Origin of the sequence: Micromonospora sp. NPDC000442 (assembly GCF_042898635.1) — a bacterium.
GTDB lineage: Bacteria > Actinomycetota > Actinomycetes > Mycobacteriales > Micromonosporaceae > Micromonospora.
This window is the reverse complement of the sequence record NZ_JBIAYZ010000012.1, coordinates 112234-127445: the sequence shown is the minus strand read 5'-3', so window position 1 is coordinate 127445 and position 15212 is coordinate 112234. Positions and strand designations below refer to the sequence as shown.

At 72.2% G+C, this 15212-nt stretch carries 12 protein-coding genes; 5 read left to right on the top strand and 7 right to left on the bottom strand.

Annotated elements, in window-relative coordinates; genetic code table 11:
* The first annotated feature begins 1 nt into the window (after window position 1).
* A complete protein-coding gene (locus tag ACFY2A_RS20295; protein WP_387173577.1) occupies window positions 2-2107 on the top strand; it encodes a DEAD/DEAH box helicase in 2106 nt (701 codons plus the stop codon).
* A gap of 30 nt (window positions 2108-2137) precedes the next feature.
* Here the strand turns inward: ACFY2A_RS20295 and ACFY2A_RS20290 are convergent, their stop codons facing one another.
* Both ACFY2A_RS20290 and ACFY2A_RS20285 read right to left on the bottom strand, forming a co-directional pair.
* Complete coding sequence (locus tag ACFY2A_RS20290) at window positions 2138-3052, bottom strand: L,D-transpeptidase family protein (RefSeq protein WP_387173575.1); 915 nt, start codon at window positions 3050-3052, stop codon at window positions 2138-2140.
* Window positions 3053-3232: 180 nt separating this feature from the next.
* On the bottom strand, window positions 3233-4681 hold the full coding sequence (locus tag ACFY2A_RS20285) for an alpha-amylase family protein (protein ID WP_387173573.1): 1449 nt from the start codon (window positions 4679-4681) through the stop codon (window positions 3233-3235).
* A 254-nt stretch (window positions 4682-4935) separates the two neighbouring features.
* Between ACFY2A_RS20285 and ACFY2A_RS20280 the strand changes: the two genes are divergently transcribed.
* The 4 genes from ACFY2A_RS20280 to ACFY2A_RS20265 all read left to right on the top strand — a co-directional run bounded on the left by ACFY2A_RS20280 (window position 4936) and on the right by ACFY2A_RS20265 (window position 9806).
* A complete protein-coding gene (locus ACFY2A_RS20280) occupies window positions 4936-6738 on the top strand; it encodes a hypothetical protein (protein ID WP_387173571.1) in 1803 nt (600 codons plus the stop codon).
* A gap of 2 nt (window positions 6739-6740) precedes the next feature.
* A complete protein-coding gene (locus ACFY2A_RS20275; protein ID WP_387173711.1) occupies window positions 6741-8201 on the top strand; it encodes an NADH-ubiquinone oxidoreductase-F iron-sulfur binding region domain-containing protein in 1461 nt (486 codons plus the stop codon).
* A gap of 61 nt (window positions 8202-8262) precedes the next feature.
* Window positions 8263-8847, top strand: a complete 585-nt coding sequence (locus ACFY2A_RS20270) for a redoxin domain-containing protein (protein ID WP_387173569.1) — start codon at window positions 8263-8265, stop codon at window positions 8845-8847.
* Window positions 8847-9806 (top strand): cytochrome c biogenesis CcdA family protein, encoded by a 960-nt coding sequence (locus ACFY2A_RS20265; protein ID WP_387173567.1) that lies wholly within the window; start codon window positions 8847-8849, stop codon window positions 9804-9806. Before ACFY2A_RS20270 ends, ACFY2A_RS20265 begins: the two co-directional genes overlap by 1 nt.
* On the opposite strand, the gene serS is transcribed toward ACFY2A_RS20265, so the two are convergent.
* The 5 genes from serS to ACFY2A_RS20240 all read right to left on the bottom strand — a co-directional run bounded on the left by serS (window position 9777) and on the right by ACFY2A_RS20240 (window position 15173).
* Window positions 9777-11057, bottom strand: coding sequence for a serine--tRNA ligase (gene serS / locus ACFY2A_RS20260; protein ID WP_387173565.1), 1281 nt, complete (start codon window positions 11055-11057; stop codon window positions 9777-9779). The two genes, ACFY2A_RS20265 and serS, sit on opposite strands and share 30 nt — an antisense overlap.
* A 144-nt stretch (window positions 11058-11201) precedes the next feature.
* A complete protein-coding gene (locus ACFY2A_RS20255; RefSeq protein WP_387173563.1) occupies window positions 11202-12293 on the bottom strand; it encodes a MerR family transcriptional regulator in 1092 nt (363 codons plus the stop codon).
* A 33-nt stretch (window positions 12294-12326) separates the two neighbouring features.
* On the bottom strand, window positions 12327-13514 hold the full coding sequence (locus tag ACFY2A_RS20250; RefSeq protein WP_387173561.1) for a saccharopine dehydrogenase family protein: 1188 nt from the start codon (window positions 13512-13514) through the stop codon (window positions 12327-12329).
* A 43-nt stretch (window positions 13515-13557) separates the two neighbouring features.
* Complete coding sequence (locus tag ACFY2A_RS20245; RefSeq protein WP_387173559.1) at window positions 13558-14712, bottom strand: alcohol dehydrogenase catalytic domain-containing protein; 1155 nt, start codon at window positions 14710-14712, stop codon at window positions 13558-13560.
* Window positions 14709-15173, bottom strand: a complete 465-nt coding sequence (locus ACFY2A_RS20240) for a hypothetical protein (RefSeq protein WP_387173556.1) — start codon at window positions 15171-15173, stop codon at window positions 14709-14711. Before ACFY2A_RS20240 ends, ACFY2A_RS20245 begins: the two co-directional genes overlap by 4 nt.
* Between the last annotated feature and the right edge of the window lie 39 nt (window positions 15174-15212).

The window sequence follows — 15212 nt, the reverse complement described above, 5'->3', positions numbered from 1 at the left end:
GATGCCGATCGACCTCGATCCGGTGGTGATGCACCACCTGGTCAACAGCTTGGGGTGGCGTGATCTGCGGCCAATGCAGCGGGCCGCAATCGGGCCGGTGCGGGGCGGCAACGACGTGCTGCTGCTGGCGCCCACCGCAGGCGGAAAGACGGAAGCAGCGCTGTTTCCGCTGCTGACCCGGATGGCGGAGAGGCAGTGGACCGGCACGTCGGTGCTCTACCTGGCACCGCTCAAGGCGCTGCTCAACAACCTGCAACCCCGGGTGGAGCAGTACACCGGATGGCTCGGGCGGCGCGCTGCGGTCTGGCATGGCGACGTCACTGCCGCCCGGCGCCGAGCTGTGCTCTACGAGCGGCCGGACATCCTGCTCACCACGCCGGAGTCGCTGGAGTCCATGCTGGTCAGCGCAAAGGTCGACCACCGCAGCTTCTTTGCCGGGCTGCGGGCCGTCGTCGTGGACGAGGTGCACGCCTTCGCCGGGGACGACCGCGGCTGGCATCTGCTGGCTGTGCTGGAACGGCTCGCCCGGGTGGCCGGGCGTCCCCTGCAACGGATCGGGCTCTCCGCCACCGTGGGCAACCCGAGCCAGCTGCTCACCTGGCTTCAGGGCGCGGGGGCAGGCCACCGACCGGGGGAGGTCGTTGCTCCCGACCCGACCGCTGCCACGGACCGCCCGCCACCTGGCGACATCGAGCTGGATTATGTCGGCTCGCTTGTCAACGCCGCGACGGTGATCGCCAGCCTGCACCGGGGGGAGAAACGGCTGGTCTTCTGCGAATCCCGGCAGGCTGTCGAGGAACTCGGTGAACTGCTGCGGATGAAGGGGGTGACCACATTCCTGTCACATGCCTCGCTCTCCGCCGATGAACGACGTCGCGCCGAGCAGGCGTTCAGTGAGGCACGCGACTGCGTCATCGTCTCCACAAGCACTCTGGAACTCGGCATCGACGTCGGCGACCTGGACCGAGTGATCCAGGTTGACGCTCCGGCCACGGTCGCATCGTTCCTCCAGCGGCTCGGCCGTACGGGCCGCCGGCCGGCCAGCAACCGTAACTGCCTGTTCCTGTCGCTTGACGGAGAGTCGCTCGTTGAGGCGGCCGCGCTACTGCTGGTCTGGTCCCGTGGCTGGGTCGAGCCGGTCGTCGCCCCGCCGGAGCCTCGCCACATCGTCGCCCAGCAGATGCTTGCGCTCTGCCTTCAAGAACACCGGGTTGGCGACCAACTGTGGGTGCAGGCATGGAACGGGTTGGCTCCGTTCGGGGAGGCCGCCCGCCCCATCGTCCGGCACCTCGTCGAGCACGGCTACCTCGATCGGGACGGGGGGATGCTCTTCATCGGTCCGGCCGCCGAGGCACGCTTCGGCCACCGGCACTTCATGGACATGACGGCGGTGTTCACCGGCCCACCTGAGTTCACCGTCCTACTCGGTCGCACAGAGCTGGGGCGGATCGACCCCAGTCTGCTGACCGAGGAGGTCCGGGGTGAGCGGCGGCTGCTGTTGACCGGCCGCAGTTGGCGAGTCACCTACATCGACTGGCGTCGGCGACGGTGCTTCGTCGAACCCGCAGACGGCGGGGGCCGTGCTCGCTGGACCGGCACCGGCTGGGCGTACCAGGGCTTTCCCCTGACCCGTGCGGTCCGTGAGGTGCTGCTTGGCGCGCATCCGCCGGTTCGGCTCACCCGGCGGGCACTCGAGCGACTTGCCCGGGAGCGCGGGGAGAAAGCACACCTGGTGCATCCCGGCGGAACTGTCATCGTGCGGGAGGACGGTGGGGACCTACGCTGGTGGACCTGGGCCGGCGTCCGGACGAACGCCACCCTGACCGCTACCCTCGGTGAGGTTGTCGATCCGGTGGAACGCTTCGACGACCACAGCATCCGATTGCGCGAGAACGTCACGCCGTCCGAGTGGCAGGCCCTGACGTCCGATGCCGGCGACCGGCTCTGCCTGCCAGGGGTCAACGAAAAGGCCCTCGACGGCCTCAAGTTCAGCGTCGCGTTGCCGAAGCGGCTTGCTGCGGCCACCCTCTCCGCCCGCCTCGCTGATCTGCAAGGGGCGGCCGTCGTGCTGAAAGAACCGGTCCGGTTCGTCGTGACGACTGCCTGATCCGGCGATGCGGTTTGCCCGGGTTCCCGCTCAGGCGGTCGGTGGCGGGTCGGGCAGTTCGTCGACGACCACCACCGGGGTGCCCGGGCGTACCTTCTCCAGCAACAGGCGCTGACCGCTGGCGGTCAACCGGATGCAGCCGTTCGTGGTCTGCTGGCCCAGCTCACCGTCGTGATACCAGGTGTGGATGCCGATGTGGGCGCCGCGCAGTCCGGCCGGCACCGAGTCCAGGTCGTCGGGGATCGAGCCGAGGGCGTAGATGTCCACCCCGCCGTAGACCGACTCGGGCGGTGGCGTGCGGCCCAGCACGAAGGTCCGGCCGAGTGGGGTTTCCTGGCCGCGTTGGCCGAGGCTGACCTGCCAGGATTCTTTGGCGGTGCCGTCGCGGAACCAGGTGAGCCGGAAGGGTGCCCGTTCCACGACGATCTGGTCGCGCAGCGCGACGGTGCGGAAGCCGCCGGGTGGTAGCCAGGCCAGTTTGCGGTTGGCCGAGGGGAGCAGCACCGCCGTCCAGCCGGACTCGCGGCGGGCGATCGGCACGGTCAGCTCCACCTCGCTGATGGTCGGCATCAGGAACGCAAGTGGCCGGCCGCCGGGTGCGTCGTACGCGGCGAGCTTGCGGGTCGGATGCAGGCCCTGGGTCAGCGGTGTGGTGTCCAGGGTGTCCGGGTCGTCGGGGAAACCGGCGGGGGCCGGGTCGTAGTCGATCTCCGGGAGCCCGTCCGGTGCCGGTGCGGCGGGCAGCACCCGCTCGGCGTCGGCGGATGGCGGCACCTCCGCGGTCGGCAGCCCCGCCCCGGCGGTTGGCCCGGCGACCGGTGCCGTCTCAGGTGCCGGAGTCAGCGCCCACCCGGTGTACGCGGCCCCGCCCATCAGCACCGCCACGCCGACCCCGACAGCGACCCCCCGCCGCCCCCGCGCCCCAAAACTCCACAAAACCCCCACAACTCCACCTTAACCCCAAAAACCATCAAATCACCCTCAACCCCACCCCTCGCCCGCGTTGATCAAGAAGTTTGCGTCGAGATCCGGCGCGAGAGCGACCAAAACTCCTTGATCAACGCGGGCGGGGGTGGGGCGGGCGTGGGGGCGGGGGGCGGGCGTGGGGTGGGGTGGGGGGTGGGGTTAGGGGAGGCGGGCGTTTAGGTGGAGGGCTATGGCGTCGTGGGCGGGGATGTTGGCGGCGAACCAGCCGTTGGTGTCGACCGTGATGACCGGGCCGGAGCAGGTGCCGTTGGTGAAGGTGCCGTGGATGACGTCGCAGTAGCGGCCGGCCGGGAGTCCGGTGTAGTAGGAGCGGCCGTTGATCGCGGAGCCCTCGTCGTTGATGGTGATGAAGCCCCGGCCGGTCCGGCTGAAGGCGATGTGGTTGTTGCCGTTGTCGTACCAGTTGCTGACCCCGGAACCCTCGGTGGCGTTGCGGAAGCCGACCATGTTCGCGATCACCGGCCAGCGGTGCTCGCACTCCCAGCCGGAGTAGCAGACCGTGTTGCGCGTCTTGTTGCTGCCGTCCGAGGGTGGGCCGGCGTCGCGGCTGCTGAAGGTGTAGCTCGACATCACCGTCGGGGAGCCGTACGGCCAGGCCAGCATGAACGCGTTGGCGAGGGCGTAGATGCCCCGGTCGCGGTAGGTGAGCACGCCGCCGTCGTCGCGCTGGGTGTCGTGGTTGTCCACGAAGACGGAGGACACGCCGCCGGGCAGATGGCCCCAGCCCTCGCCGAAGTTACGCAGGTACGCGAGCCGCTCGGAGCGGAACACCCGGGCCAGGTCCTTGCCGTAGCGGAACTCGTGCACGTCACCGTTGCCGGTGTATTCGTTCGGCGTGATCGGCTCGCCTGCGCCGTAGATGACCTCCTGCACGATGTACGCCGACCGGTTGAGCCGGCTGCGGATGTTGGCGATGTCGGCTGCCGGCATGTGCTTGCTGGCGTCCAGCCGGAAGCCGTCCACCCCGAGCGACAGCAGGTCGTTGAGGTACGCGGCCAGCCGGGAGCGGACGTAGTCGGACTCCGTCTTCAGGTCGGAGAGGTTGACCAGCTCGCAGTTCTGCACTTCGTAGCGGTCGTTGTAGTTGGCGATGTCGTTGTTGCCGTTGCGTCCGCAGTAGTGGAAGTCCTGTGACTGGTAGATGCCGGGGTAGACGTGGTGCTGGTAGGTCGAGCCGGCCCAGCCGGTGCCGCCGTTGTCCTGGCCGGACATGTGGTTGATGACCGCGTCGACGATCACCTTCACGCCGGCCGCGTGGCAGGTGTCGACCATGGACTTGAACTGCGCGCGGGTGCCCTTGCGGGACTCGATCCGGTAGCTGACCGGCTGGTAGGCAACCCACCACTGGTTGCCGCGTACGTGCTCCTGCGGTGGTGACACCTGGACGTAGCCGTAGCCCTTCGGGCCGAGGGTGCTGCTGCACTCGCTGGCGACCGAGGGCCAGTTCCACTCGAAGAGGTTGGCGATGACCTTCTTGCCGCCACTGGGGGCGGCGGCGGCCGGGGGTGCGGTCACCACGCCAGGGGCGAGGAGGCCGGCGATCACGGCGAGGGCGACGATCGCCGGGCGGAGTCGACGTCGATGCATCGGGTGCTCCAGGGGTGCCGGGGGACGGGAAGGCGGTGCGGTTGCCCGGATCTTGCAATCAGGGCTGAAAATTTCGGAAAGGTTACAAGCTCATTTCAATGCCTGTCAATGTGCAGGCTGGGAAGGGCGGCGGTGCGGCCGTTACACGCGCCGGGTGGCGGGGCGGTTCGACAACTCGGCGAGATTTTTTCTTACGACACTGATCCGACTGGAGCCGCGCTGCGTACTGGAATGGGGAACAGGGTCGGCCGGCGGTGCGCCGCCGCGAGACGATCGAGGAGCAGATGGTCCGGGCTACGCAGAACGAGAAGGCAGCTGCCGTACGTACCAGCAGCAGCAGTCGAGGGATCCGCGTCCGGTCCCGCGGCCAGATCATGGCGCTCTCCGCGTCCGGGCTCGCCGCGCTGTGGGCGTTGACGATGCTCACCGGCGCGGGCCAGAAGATGTACGCGATGGGCTTCTTCTTCACCGAGTTCTTCGCCGGCGTGATCGCGCTGGTCGCGCTGAGCCTCACGGTGATGATGGGACTGCTCGCCACCGATCGGCTGGTGCTGCTCATCCGGCATCGGGTGCTGTTGCAGTCCGCGCACCGGGCCACCGGCATCCTCGGCGTGGCCGGGCTGGCCTTCCACGTCATCACGAAGATCGCCAGCGGTCGGGCGGGGGTGACCGACGCCGCCGTGCCGTTCGTCGGTGGCCGGGGCCTCTACGTCGGGCTCGGCACCATCGCCGCGTTGCTGATGGTGGGTGTGCTCTGGACCGGGATCATCCGGGCCCGCTTCGCCGACGTCGGCCCGAAGTGGGTGTGGCGTGCCCTGCACTCCATGGCGTACGTCTCCTGGCCGTTCGCAATCTTCCACGGTCTGCTCGCCGGCCGTCCGCCCGCCACCTGGGTGGGTCTGAGCTACTTCGCCTGCGTGGTGCTGGTCGTGCTCGCCCTGATGGTCCGCCTCTCGGTCACCCTGCAACGGCGCAGCCGCGAGCAACAGCAGGCTGCTGTGCTGAACGAGGTCATGAGCGGGGCCAAGTCCACCGAGGAGACCCGGGGCAAGTCCCTGCTCGGCACCCTGACCGGCCGGCGCGAGGAAGCCGACGACGGTCGCGAGAAGCGGGTCCGTCGCGACACCAGCTGGGCCGACAGCACCTCCGGGACCTGGGCCAGCCCCACCATCCGACGCAACGACCCGGAACGGTTCACCGTGCCGGTGGTCCCCGAGCCGGGCACCCTGCGCGAGCCCGTACGAGCCGGTCGGGACCGTCGCGACGAGGAGTTCGAGCCGGTCGTCCGGCGTGCCTCGCGCCGCGAGGAGGAGGAACTGGAGCGGGTCGTGCGTCGCGAGACCGAGGTGCTGGAGCCGGTGGCGCGCCGACGCCGCGATGCCGAGCCGGCCAGTCGGCGTTCCTCCCGCCGCGACGAGGAGTTGGAGACCACCGGGCGGCGCTCGGCGCGGGTCGAGGAGGACCTGGAGCCGGTGGTCCGCCGGCCGCGGCGCGACGAGGAGCCGACCGGTCGCCGGTCGCGGCGCGAGGAGGAGCGCGAGCCGGTAGGCCGTCGTGCGTCCCGTCGCGACGAGGACCTGGTGGAGTACGAGGAGCCGGTGCGCCGCCGTCGCCGCGACTCCGACGACGAGGAGGAGTACGGCCGTTCCCGCCGGTCCCGGACCGACAGCCGGTACTCGGCCCCGCCGCAGCGGATGGAGGACGAGCCGGAGGAGCCCTGGGACAGCCCTCGCCGGTGGGAGTCGACCGCCTCGATCTCGGCCGGCCCGATCTCCGGTGCACCCATCTCCGGCTCGCCGATCTCCGCCGCGCCACGCAGCGGCGGTGGGCGGCACAGCGCTGAGGACGACCTGCCGGAGGCGGAGACCGACTACTGGCGTCCGCCGGCCCGGTACGCCCCGGACGACGTGGCCGACGACGACACTCCGACCCTGGTCGACCTGGCCTCCCGACGTGCCCGCCGGGCCTCGTCGGCGGAGAGTCGGCGTCGCCGCCGGGCCGACCCGGACTCGGTGGACGGCGCCTACTGGGCCGGGCTGCGGGGTGAGGCCAAGTGACGATGCGGACCACCGTTCCCCCGGTGGCTGCCGTGGGTGAGCCCCGGCTCACCGCGGGGTTCGCCGAGTTCGGCCGGCTCGACCTGCGTGCCCACGAGCTGGTGCACGGGCCGATCAGCCCGATGGAGCCGTCCAACCTGCTGCGTCTGGCCGAGGGCATCCAGCTCAAGGGCAAGGGCGGGGCCGGATTCCCGTTCGCCCGGAAGCTGCGTGCGGTGCTGGAGTCCTGTGAACGTCAGGATCTGCCGCCCGTGGTGGTGGTCAACGCCACCGAGGGTGAGCCGGCAAGTTGGAAGGACAAGGTCCTGCTCACCCGGGCACCGCACCTGATCCTCGACGGTGCCGCGCTGGCCGCGTTCGCGTTGGACGCCGAGGAGATCGTGCTCTGTGTCGCCGACGACCTGGTGGGCCGGGACTCCCTGATGGAGGCCCTGGACGAGCGCCGGATGCCGGCGCCGACAAGCGTCGTGACGGTGCCGCACCGGTTCATCAGCGGTGAGGGCGGCGCGCTGGTGAACGGGATCAACGGGCTGCCGCACATTCCGCCCGGCACCAAGAAGCGTTCGAGCGACTCCGGCGTCGGCGGGATGCCGACCCTGCTGTCGAACGCCGAGACGTACGCCCAGATGGCGATCGCCGCCCGACTCGGTCCGTACGAGTACGCGGCGCTCGGCACCGACGACGAACCCGGCACGGTGCTGCTCAGCATCACCGGCGCGGCGAAGCGGCACGCGGTGGTGGAGTGCGCGGCCGGTACCCCGTTGGCCGAGATCCTCGAACTGTGCGAGGTACCGGACGGTCCCGGCATCCTGATGGGCGGCTACCACGGTAAGTGGATCACCCGGGAGGCGGCGGAAAAGGCCGAGGTCTCCCGCAAGGGGCTTGCCGCGGTCGGCGGCACGCTCGGCGCCGGCATCATCGTCCCGCTCGCCAACGACACCTGCCCGCTCGGTGAGGCGGCGCAGGTGGTCCGTTACCTGGCCGGCGAGTCCGCCGGGCAGTGTGGCCCGTGCAAACGAGGTCTGCCGGACCTGGCCCGCGCCGTCGACCTGGCGGTTTCCGGCAGCGCGCCGGTGGAGGTCGTCCGGGCCGCCGCCGGCGACGTCAAGGGTCGCGGCGCCTGCAGCCACCCCGACGGCACGTCCCGCTTCGCGCTCTCGGCGATGGAGGTCTTCGCCGAGGACCTGAAGAAGCACACCACCGGGGAGGGCTGCGGACGGCGGGTCAAGGGCATGATGGGTCTGCCCGGCGCCCCCGATCCCGACCCGCAGAAGCTGGTCCTGGACTGGTCCCGCTGTGACGGGCACGGCCTCTGCGCCCACGTGGTGCCGGACTTCATCCGGCTGGACCAGAACGGATATCCCGCCTTTCCGCCCACCCCCGTACCGACCTGGTTGCGGGAGGGCGCGGTGAAGGCGGTGAAGGTCTGCCCGGCGTTGGCGCTGCGGCTGACTGAGGCCTGAGTCCGCCGACCGGGCGGCGTGGCTGCCCGGGTGACGGGCGAGCGAACCGAAGGAGACGCCGATGGGGTCGGTTCCACCAACCGGACGGGTCACCGGGGCGGCCACCGCCGCCCTGCTCGCCGCCGTGCTGGCCACCGCCGGATGCGGCGCCGGTCCGAACGCCGAGGCGGCCCCGCCGGCCGGTGGCCCGGCGTCCGCCACGGCCGACGCCACGTCCCCGTCGACCGGGCCGACCAGCCCGGTGCCGGACACCCTGCGGTTCACCGGCACCACCCTGGACGGTGCGGCCTTCGACGCCGCCACCCTGGCCGGCCGGCCGGTGGTGCTCTGGTTCTGGGCGCCCTGGTGCGCCACCTGCGCGAGCCAGGCGTGGACGATCGCCGAGATCGAGCCCGGCTTCCGGCAGAGCGTGCCGATCATCGGTGTCGCGGGGCTCGGTGAGCGCAAGGCGATGACCGACTTCGTCACCGAGTTCGAACTGGGCCCGATGCCGCAGATCGAGGACCGGGAGGGAGTGATCTGGCGACGCTTCGAGGTCGTCGAGCAGAGCACCTTCGTCATCATCGACCGGGACGGCCGGGTGATTCACCAGGGTTGGCTGGACGGTGAGGATCTCACCCGCCGGGTCACCGCACTGGCCACCTGATGGAAGCGCCGCTGCTGCTCGCGCTGACCGCGGGCATGCTCGGCGCGGTCAACCCGTGCGGCTCCGCGATGCTGCCGGCGTACCTGTCGCTGCTGGTCGCCGGGACCACCGACACCCGGGGTGCCGTCGGTCGGGCGCTGACCGCCGCGGGTGCGCTCACCCTCGGGTACGTCCTGGTGTTCGGTGCCTTCGGGCTGGCGCTGGCCCCGGTCGCCGACTGGCTGCGGCCCCGGCTGCCCTGGTTCACCGTGGGGCTGGGCCTGCTGCTGGTGCTGCTCGGCTGCTGGCTGCTCGCCGGCCGGCGGCTGCCGACCCTGCGCCCGCTGGCCCGGGCGCCCCGGTTGACCCGCTCGTTGCCGTCGATGGTGCTGTTCGGAATGGCGTCCGCGACGGCCTCGCTGGGCTGCGCCATCGCGCCGTTCCTGGCGACCGTGGTGACCAGCCTCCAGGCCGGCTCGACGGCACGCGGGCTGGCGCTGTTCGGCGCGTACGCCCTCGGGATGGGGTTGGTGGTCGCGGTGGCCGCGCTCGGCGTGGCGCTGCTGCGCGGCGAGGTGGTCGCCCGGCTGCGCGGCGTCGGCGCCTGGGCACCCCGGGCCAGCGGGCTGGTGCTGCTGCTCGCCGGCGGCTACGTCGCCTGGTACGGCTGGTACGAGGCGCGGCTGGCCGCCGGCAACCGCGACGCCCTCACCGATCCCCTGGTCACCACCGCCACCGCCCTCCAACGCTGGCTCGCCGACACCATCGCGACCGCCGGCCCCGCCCTCCTGGCGGCAACCCTCGCCGCCCTCGCAACCCTGACCATCCTGACCACCCGCCGCCGCACCCACCCCGGCGATCTTGCACTTTCTGCCCCGACAAATGATGCCGAAGGGGACCTTTCGGCGACCAGAACTGCAAGATCGACGCGGGGGAGGGTGGGGACAGGGTCAGCGGGGGGTGAGGCGGTCGGTGGCTAGGCGGTCGCGGAGGGCCTCCGGGACCAGGACCGAGCCGTCGGGCTGCTGGAACTGCTCCAGGATGGCCGGGTAGAGGCGGCTGGTGGCCAGGGCAGAGCCGTTGAGAGTGTGCACGAAGCGGGTCTGCTTGCCGCCCGGCTCGCGGTAGCGGATCGCCGCCCGGCGGGCCTGGTAGTCACCGCCCCAGGAGACCGACGAGACCTCCTTGTACTTGCCGGTGCTGGGCATCCACACCTCGATGTCCAGGGTCTTGCGCATCGACGCGCTGGAGTCGCCGGCCGCGAGCAGGCTGCGCTGGTAGTGCAGACCCAACCCCTCGACCAGGCTCTCCGCGTGGCTGACCATCTGCTCCAGCGCGGCGTCGGCCTGCTCGGGCAGGGTGAACTGGAAGATCTCCACCTTGTTGAACTGGTGGCCCCGCACGGTGCCCCGCTCGTCGGAGTGCGAGCCGGCCGCCTCGCGCCGGTAGCACGGGGTGTACGCGAACACCTTCAGCGGCAGCTTCGCGGTCTCCAGGATCTCGTCCTGGTACGCACCGAGGATCGCCGTCTCCGCCGTCGGCAGCAGGAACTGCCCGCGCGGCGCGGACTGCTTGTCCAGGTGGTAGACGTCGTCGTAGAACTTGGGGAACTGGCCGGCGGCGAAACCTGCGCTGTCCAGCAGCAGGTGCGGCGGCAGGAGGAACTCGTACCCGGCCTCGATGTTCCGCTCGATCAGCCAGTTGATCAGCGCCCACTCCAGCCGGGCACCCAGGCCGGTGTACATCCAGAAGCCGGAGCCGCCGAGCTTGACGCCGCGTTCGTGGTCGACCAGACCCAGCATCCGGCTCAGCTCGACGTGGTCGCGGACCTTCTCGATCGCCGGTGGCGCCCCGAAGGTCTTCACCACCCGGTTGGCCTCCTTGCCGCCGGGCACCACGTCCTCGGCGGGCAGGTTGGGCAGCTCGCTCATGGTGGTACACAGCCGCGCCTGCACCTCGTCGAGTTCCGCCTCCAGCTCGGCGACCTGCTTCCGACCGTCGTCGGAGGTGACCTGCGGCTCGACACCGGCCCGCTTCGCCTGCGCGTACGCCCGGGCCTCGGCCTTGCGGCGCTGGCGTTCCCCGTCGATCTCACTGATCAGCCGGCGGCGCTCCCGGTCGAGCTGCTGGATCTCCTCCAGCACCCGGTCGACCTCGGCGGCGTCCAGCCGCTTCGCCAGCGCGGCCGCCACCGCGTCGCGATCCTTCCGGATCAACTCCATGTCGAGCATGCTGCTCCGTACGCCTCCGTCCGGGCTCGGGTGGACCTCCAGATGCTACCGTCGCGCCCGGATCGCCCCGCCTCCCGCACCCGACCCACCCCGGACCGGCGGTTTCGACGTCCGGTCCGAGCCGGACCGGACGGGTCGCCGCGGTCAGAGTCGGATCGGCATCAGGATGGAGAAGGCCGCCGGATCGTCGGCCCGCCGGATGGCCAGCGGGGTGACCGGGCCATCCAGTTCCAGCACCAGGCGCGGGCCACCCGCCGCGTGCAGGGCGTCGAGCAGGTACCCCCCGTTGACGCCGACCCGCAGCTCGGCGTCGGCCCGACCGGCCGGATCGTCGGTCAGTTCGTCCGGGTCGAGCAGGCGTAGCGCGTCCCGGCCGCCCAGCCCCAGCACGGTCACCGGCAGCGGGCCGCCCGCGTGCTCCCGGGTCACCGTCGAGGCACCCGAGCGCAGCGCGGCGACCAGCCACGGCGCGTCCACCGGCACCCGCCGGGCCGGCCCGCCGGTCGCTCCCGGCAGCAGGGCGTGATAGTCGGGAAAGTCGTACGGCAGCGTCGTCACCCGCAACCGACGCCCGGCGACGTCGGCGACGACCTGCCGTCCGACCAGGGTCAGCCGTACCTCGCCGGTGACCGCCTCGTCGGAGAGCCGGCGCAGCCGGTCGACCGCGGCCACGGGCAGCAGCGCACGCACCGCCGGACCGTGCACCGTCGCGCCGGCCGTCGCCACCGCCAGTCGATGCCGGTCGGTCGCCACCAGCCGGATCCCCTCGTCGGTCACGTCGAGCAGCACGCCGGCCAGCCCCGGCAGCGCCGGGTCGGTGCCGACCGCGAACCGGACGGCGTCCACGGCGGCGGACAACGCACACCCGGTCAGGACGAGCCGGGTGGCCGGCGGGGGCTGGTCGTCGGCGAGCAGGCGACGGATCCGGGCGACCTCGCGCCGTGCCTCGGCCAGTCCGTCCGCCAGCCGCCCCAGGTGCGCGTCGAGCAGCCGGCGCACCACCGGGGGCTCCGCGCGTACCGCCCGGGCGATCTCGGCCACCGGCAGGCCGATCCGGCGCAGCCCGGCCACCAGCCGGGCCGGTGCCACCTGGTCGTCGGCGTACCAGCGGTACCCGGTGACCGGATCGACCCGGGCCGGGACCAGCACCCCGGCGGCGGCGTAGAACCGCAGCGCGCTCACCGTCAACCCACTCGCCCGGGCCAGCTCACCGATGCTGCGCAGGTCACTGTCCACGGGCCGATCCTGCCCCCTCGACCTGGTCGAGGGTCAAGCCGCCGGCTCCTCCTTCAGCACCCGGAAGGTGATGCCGGCCGCGGTGAGGCGGTGCAGCAGCGCGTCGCCCATCGCGGTGACCGGCGTGAGCTGACCCGAGGTGGCCGGCAGATCGTCGCAGGCCAGGCAGAGGGCCGACTCGGCGAGCATCTTCGCGGTCTCGTCGTAGCCGGGGTCGCCGCCGGCCACCTCCGTCACCACGCGTCGCCCGCCGCCGACGCCGACGAAACGCACCGTGAACCACGACTTCGCCCGCTGCTCGGCGCTCGGTCCCTGCCCGGAGGCGAGCCGGCCGAGCAGCCAGCGTCGGGTCGGCGGCAGCTTCACCAGCCCGACCACGGCTCCGAGTCCCGCACCGGCGGCCAGCACCGTCGGCAGCCGCCGCACGGCCGCGAAGTGCCGGTAGCGGAAATCCGGACCGTACTCGGGGCGGGCCACGGCCGAGCGGCGGACCACCTGCGGGTCGATGGTCGGCAGCGGTACCGCCCAGACCGGCAGGTCCCGGGAGCGGGCCAGTCGGCCCGACACGGCCCGGACCCGGCGGTCGGTCGGGCGTGGCTCGGCGGCGCGGCGTTCGCGGGCCGCCCGCGACGCCTCACCGGTACGCGAGAAGGCGGTCAGTACCGAGTGGTACGTGCCGGCGGAGAACCGCCCGCCCGCCCGCACGTACCCGTCCACGGTGACGGCGGTGTCGGCGGGCAGTTGTTTGACCGTGAACCAGACACCGAGGTCGTGCGGGACCGAGTCGAAGCCGCAGGCGTGCACCAGCCGAGCACCCGTGCGCACCGCCTCGGCGTGGTGGCGCAGGTACATCCGGTCGACGAACTCCGGTTCGCCGGTGATGTCGAGGTAGTCGGTGCCGGCGGTGGCGCAGGCGGCCACCAGCGGCTCACCGTGGTGGACGAACGGGCCGACGGTGCTGGCCAGCACCCGGGCGTCGGCGGCCACCGCACGCAGCGAGGCCGGGTCGGTGACGTCGGCGGTGAGCAGCGGCAACCCGGCCAGCGTCGGGTCGATCGCGGTCAACTGGTCCCGGACCGCGGCCAGCTTGTCGGGATTGCGGCCGGCGATCGCCCAGCGCAGTCCCGGTGGCGCGTGCCGGGCCAGGTAGCGGGCGGTGAGCCCGCCGGTGAACCCGGTCGCCCCGAACAGCACCACGTCGTACGAACGTTGGGCAGCCATCCCGCGATCATGCCACCGTCGCCGCCGATCCGCCCGGTCCCGGTCACTGCGGGGTGAACACGGCGCGGAGGCACTCCTCTGGCCGGTCGCGGAACAGGGCGTACCCTTCCGCGGCCCGTTCCAGCGGGAAATGGTGCGTGGCCAAGTGCTCAGTACGCAGCTCGTCGCGGGCCATCCGGTCCAGCAGCATCGGGATGTGGCGCTGGCCGTGCTGGCGTCCCCCGCGCACGGTCAGTCCCTTGTGCACGACGGTGCCGGCCGGGAACGCGTCGACGTGGCGGACGCCGCCGTTGAGGACGAAGACGCTGCCACCCTTGCGGCAGGCGTACACCGCCTCCCGGACCGCTTCCGGCACCCGGGCGCGGCCGGTGAACCGGTCGGCGAGCGACCGGTGTTCCCCCGCCGGACCGCCGACCGCCTCGACACACACGTCCGGTCCCCGCCCACCGCTGAACTCCCGCAACTGCGCCGCGACATCGGTGCCCCGCCGGTCGATGGTCTCGGCGCCGACGTGCTGCCGCGCCATCAGCAGCCGCGCGGGGTGCCGGTCGACGACGACCACCCGCTCGGCACCCAGCAGCCAGGCCGCCCGAGCGGCCAGCTGACCGACCGCACCCGCTCCCCACACCGCCACCACGTCACCGGGTCGCACCTCGCCTCCCTCGGCACCCAACCAGCCGGCCGGTGCGGCGTCCGAGGCGAACAGGGCCCGGTCGTCGCCGACGGACTCCGGCACCGGAAACGCCCCGACGTCGGCGTACGGCACCCGTACGTACTCGGCGTGGCTGCCGGCGAAGCCACCCGCGGCCCGGGGCTGGCCGAAGCAGCCCGCCACGGGGTGACCCCACTCCGCCTCGCTCGCGCTCGGGTCGCTGCTGCCGTTGTCGCAGCTGGACGGCAACCCTCGCCGGCAGTACCAGCAGGCACCGCAGGCCACCGACGCGCAGACCACCACCCGGTCGCCGACCCGGTGCCGGCGTACTCCGGCGCCCACCTCGACCACGTCGCCGAGGAACTCGTGGCCGAGTACGTCACCGGCGGCCAGGCCCGGCACCTGCCCGGTGAGCAGCGGCAGGTCGGCACCGCAGGTGGCGCTGCGCCGCACCCGGACGATCACGTCGTGGTCGTTTCGCAGCTCCGGGTCGGGCACCTGGCGTACGGCCAACTCGCCGCCGGTGGTCCAGCACAGCGCTCTCACCGTGGCGGCCCGTCCGTCCGCGGCCGGGGAATGTCGATCGGCACCACCGGCCCGCGCTCGCCGGGCGTCCGGTCGGCGCGTAGCACCTCACCGGTCTCGGCGAGCTGCTTGACCTGCCACAACGCTTGTCGCACCAGCAGGCCAGGGTCGTCGCCCAGCAGGTGCGCGGAGAGCCCGGGCCAGGCCGCGTGCGGCCGTGGCCGGGCCGCGAGTTCGGTACCCCGGCCGCCCGGTGCGCGTGCCACCGCGACCTCGACGGCGCCGTCGAGGCGGCGGAGCGGCTCGGGCCAGGCCGCGGTGGGCAGCACCTGCTCTGGTGGCCGGTCGACCGTGACCACCTGCCAGCGTCCCGGGTCTCGGGCGTGCCGGGCCCGCTGCCGGGTGACGGCGGTCCGCGCGGCCCTGGCCGCCGCCACGCCGAGGGCGCCGGCCACCGCGACAACTGTCCCGACCTGTCCCACTCGTACCTCCGACCCCGCTTTCGACCGTGTCGTTCCCCC